The sequence below is a fragment of the Psychromonas sp. genome, assembly GCF_047632995.1.
GTDB lineage: Bacteria > Pseudomonadota > Gammaproteobacteria > Enterobacterales > Psychromonadaceae > Psychromonas.
Genome location: NZ_JBLIEK010000211.1, coordinates 1 through 3939, shown reverse-complemented (window position 1 = coordinate 3939; position 3939 = coordinate 1). Strand labels below are relative to the sequence as shown.

General features: G+C 36.8%; 4 protein-coding genes and 1 pseudogene. 1 reads left to right on the top strand and 4 read right to left on the bottom strand.

The window, feature by feature from the left end; translation table 11 throughout:
- Positions 1-763: 763 nt before the first annotated feature.
- Both ACJAT7_RS18395 and ACJAT7_RS18390 read right to left on the bottom strand, forming a co-directional pair.
- The gene (locus ACJAT7_RS18395) at positions 764-1105 is read right to left on the bottom strand and encodes a hypothetical protein (protein WP_415228246.1); all 342 of its coding nucleotides are present in this window, start codon (positions 1103-1105) and stop codon (positions 764-766) included.
- Between the two features lie 100 nt (positions 1106-1205).
- Positions 1206-1511: a DUF1330 domain-containing protein gene (locus ACJAT7_RS18390; protein ID WP_415228245.1), complete on the bottom strand. Its 306-nt coding sequence runs from the start codon at positions 1509-1511 to the stop codon at positions 1206-1208.
- Positions 1512-1657: 146 nt separating this feature from the next.
- On the opposite strand from ACJAT7_RS18390, the pseudogene ACJAT7_RS18385 reads away from it, so the two are divergent.
- Positions 1658-2623, top strand: a pseudogene (locus ACJAT7_RS18385) (IS110 family transposase); the annotation flags it as partial.
- Positions 2624-2679: 56 nt separating this feature from the next.
- Here the strand turns inward: ACJAT7_RS18385 and ACJAT7_RS18380 are convergent.
- Positions 2680-3147: a recombinase family protein gene (locus tag ACJAT7_RS18380; protein ID WP_415228248.1), complete on the bottom strand. Its 468-nt coding sequence runs from the start codon at positions 3145-3147 to the stop codon at positions 2680-2682.
- A 391-nt stretch (positions 3148-3538) separates the two neighbouring features.
- Positions 3539-3673 carry an integrase arm-type DNA-binding domain-containing protein gene (locus tag ACJAT7_RS18375; protein ID WP_415228247.1) on the bottom strand — a complete coding sequence of 45 codons (135 nt, stop codon included), beginning with the start codon at positions 3671-3673 and terminating at the stop codon, positions 3539-3541.
- Positions 3674-3939: the final 266 nt, after the last annotated feature.

The window sequence follows — 3939 nt, the reverse complement described above, 5'->3', positions numbered from 1 at the left end:
AAGATAAAGCCCAATTTGAAAAGTCAGATAATATTAAGCTTACAGTTTTTTGGGTAGTTATAGGAAAATGGGGCTTAATTATGGTAATTCACTGCGCGCTAGCGAACAGATAACATTTCGTTTATGGAGCAAAATTAGTTGACCACTATAAGCGATTTAATACAAATAAGATATTTGGATGGACCTCCTTTTATTTTACAACTCCTTTTAACGAAGCTCTCATCTAGCTGACTGAAATCTATATTATCAAATCTTATTAAACCTCTAATTTCTTTTACGATACATATCATAGATAAATTATTAAATAAGCCCGTTATGAAGGTGAGTTTTACAAAGACGCAAGGAGTCAAAAATGAAAATTTTTTTTGAGTTGTTTTATGATGGTTATACGCCAGCAGATATAGTGAAAAATTTAGACTTATCTGAGATGATGTTTTGGATTTAGAGATTAAGATTAATAAGTGGTTAGATGAACTAAAGCTAGGAGGTTGTTTTCGAGATAGCTATCTGAGATATAAATAACACATTGAGTATTCACCTTAACGTCAAGTTCGTACGCTTAGCGGAAGTTAGCAACTCGTATCTGAACATTGACTTTTGCCACAAAGAAGACATTAGCCTTTAAAGACAATCAATACTTTGGATTAGGTTTTGTATCGTATCGGTAACGCTGCAATAAACGGCTAAGTAATCGTTGGCTAAAATGTGAAGCGAAGCGGAACGGGCCGAAGATCATTGTCCTGCTTGAAATTCTTATAGGTTGTTAAGCCACCAAACCAATACCTATTTTAACACTGCTGATTAACGCAAAATAAATAAGCAGACCAATAGATTTTTTACGGCGTCGTTGAAGTAATTCTTTAACAACAACGCCATCGGTATTGACCAATTGGGATTTCCACAAAATAAGCCAAAATATACTTAAAGTAAACTGTTGATTATTGATAAGTATTTTCGGTTTTTTAATGGGAAGTAAAACTAAAGAGGAATATATAACCTCTTTTTCACTTTTGATTTCAAAACGTGTTGTAAAGCGATCATAAGAAACAAACACTGTTTTATCTGCGATTATATGAGTTTGCTTCTGAATCCGTTCAAATGCCATAATTGATTAAAACCTAACGCTTATTAACAGGTAAAAAATAGTTGGTTAAAATTAGCGACGAAGGAGCAAAGCCCACTGTTTTTTGTCCTAGTTTAATTTCTTAGGTGTTTTTTTCATGCATAGAAATGATGGTTACTGATTTCACAGAGTGTATAAAAAAATTTTCTTTAACAGCAAGATAGGCTGGATTAGAGAAAAACTCTTCCATGATTTTTTTGCTCGGAAAATCTAAAGTAAACACCCGATTTATTACGTCATCTGTTTTTGATTTTAATACTTCACTAATTTTGAAGTCAAAACCAAAACTACCACCAAATGAATGAAGGATAGGTATCATATTCTCACGGTATTTTTGATACTCTTCTTCATTGATAACATCTAAGCCCATTATTCTCTCAAAAGACATACTTACTCCAAACTTGATGAACACCTATACACAATGACTCCCCACGAGATGCTAGCCTCTGATATGGAGTGATTTTACAAACCAGAACTACACTATACAAACCAGAGCCATACTATATGTGTCAACAATATAAAACAGAGGCCAACATTATTAAACATAACATACTTTTCATTGGCTTAGATACCCATAAAACATTTACTGAAGTGGCTTACATTGAAGATCAACGTGGCGCAAAACCGATCCACTTAGGTAAAATCCTCAGCAACAAAGCCGCATTTAAAATACTCGCATGACAATTGCAATAAAAATATCCTGACGCAACCCTGCATTTTGTTTATAAAGCAGGTCCCTGTGGTTATTGGATTTACCGCTTGTTCACCAGTCTTAATCATTGCTGCTATGTCATCGCACCTTCGCTTATCCCTAAAAAGCCAGGTGACAAAATTAAAACAGATAAACGTGATGCCCTCAATCTCGCTAGATTACTTAAATCAGAAGACTTAACCCCTATCTATGTCCCTGAGCCTGAAGATGAAGCCGTTTACGATTTATCACGCGCTCGTGAAACCGGTATGAAAGATTTAAAAGACGCAAAATACCAACTAAAAGCACTGCTGCTACGTAACAATATTAATAGCAAAGTAAAAGATAATTGGTCATCACAGCACTTGCGTTGGCTGGCTGAATTAGTCTTGCCCCATCCTTGTCAGCAAATCGTTTTACAAGAAGCCATTTCCACCATTACCGAGCGACTAAAGCGTTTGAAAAGGCTAGATAACGAATTGACGCATCAAGTAAAAAATTGGCGGTATTACCCTGTAGTTAAAGCCGTACAAGCTATGCGTGGCGTCAGACTATTGGTCGCTACAGGTGTTATCGCTGAGCTAGGTGATTTAACACGGTTCGACCATCCAAGAAAACTAACGAGTTACTTAGGCCTTGTGCCAAGTGAACATTCAAGCGGCGGTAAACGCCGAGTAGGTGCTATTACCAAATGCGGTAATAGCCGAGCAAGACGACTACGGGTCGAAGGTGCACATTCATATAAACATAACGCCAATATTTCAAAAGAAATGCAATTAAGAGGGGGGATTGTGCATAAACGCGTGATTTTTCGGTTACTGCTCGGCAGCTCTTTAAATTCATAGCCCACAGGTTACGTCTAATTTTACATTGCCAAATAACGATAGAAGGTTGCACGGGATATTGACAACGATTCACACATAGATTCTACAGATAACGAATTATTCAGGTGCATCTGCTTTGCCACCTGGACTTTCGGGTTATTTATACCTGTCTTAGGGCGACCGCCATTTCTTCCCCTTGCTCTTGCTGCTGCCAAACCAGCGTTTGTTCGTTCCTGTATTAACCGCCGTTCAAACTGAGACAAAGCACTAAAGATATTAAGCATCAACTCTCCTGAAGCGGTTGTTGTATCGATGGCTCCGTCCTGAATGGACTTAAAGCCAATCTTCTTTTCGATCAAGGATTCAATGAGGTTAATTAAATGAGACATAGATCTGCGAAGTCTGTCTAGCCGCCAGACGACTAAAACGTCTCCTGAACAAAGAGCTTCAAGACAACTATCCAGACCTGGGCGGGATGATTTTGCTCCGGATGCGTGATCAGTGAATATCGAAGAACGATCGTAGCCTTACTTTAATAAAGCATCTATCTGTAAATTGAGTTCCTGATCATTTGTGGAAACCCTGGCATATACAATTTTTCTGCTCATATTCTCATTATTCACTATTTTAATGACTTCTTGAGAGTATGATAAATAAGACGATGAAATAAGATAAACATTTCCAGAGTTTAAGGGAATGAGTAATGTTAAAAAGTTTGTCTCAAAAAACGAACGTTTAATGAGAGCTCGAATTTGCATTTTTTCCTCTTATGACTCTTTTAAATCTTTAGAAACGAATTTATTTGAAATACTTGCAAATATAGGGGGTAAATACCACATAAACTTCGCATGAAATGATTAATAATGGAGCGAATTAGTTCGGTAATTTATCTTTCGCTACTTAGTAATCGAAGATCCAAGTTTCAAAGCCGTTAGGTTTAACTCTTAATAATAAACCACCGCCATCATTAAGCTTATCTTTAGGTTTGGCTTGTTTTACTTCTGTATTGGTTAACGGGTTTGTTAATTTGGCTATTTGGAGAGTACCGCAACTTGATGTATTTGTCTGGTACTCCTAAAAGTGTGGATGTCACGGAATGGCATTAAATAGCTTTGGACATAAAAAAACCCGAAAAGCTTGTTTTAAATGGCTTTTCGGGTTCTTATAGGTTCGCATTGAACCCTAATTTGGTGCCGCTACTGGACTCGATTCTATCGTTTATCTATTTGTTAAGTAATGATTTTAGATGACGTTGTTTTTGTCGGTACTACCACTGGTACTACTAAAAATTAAAGTCACTC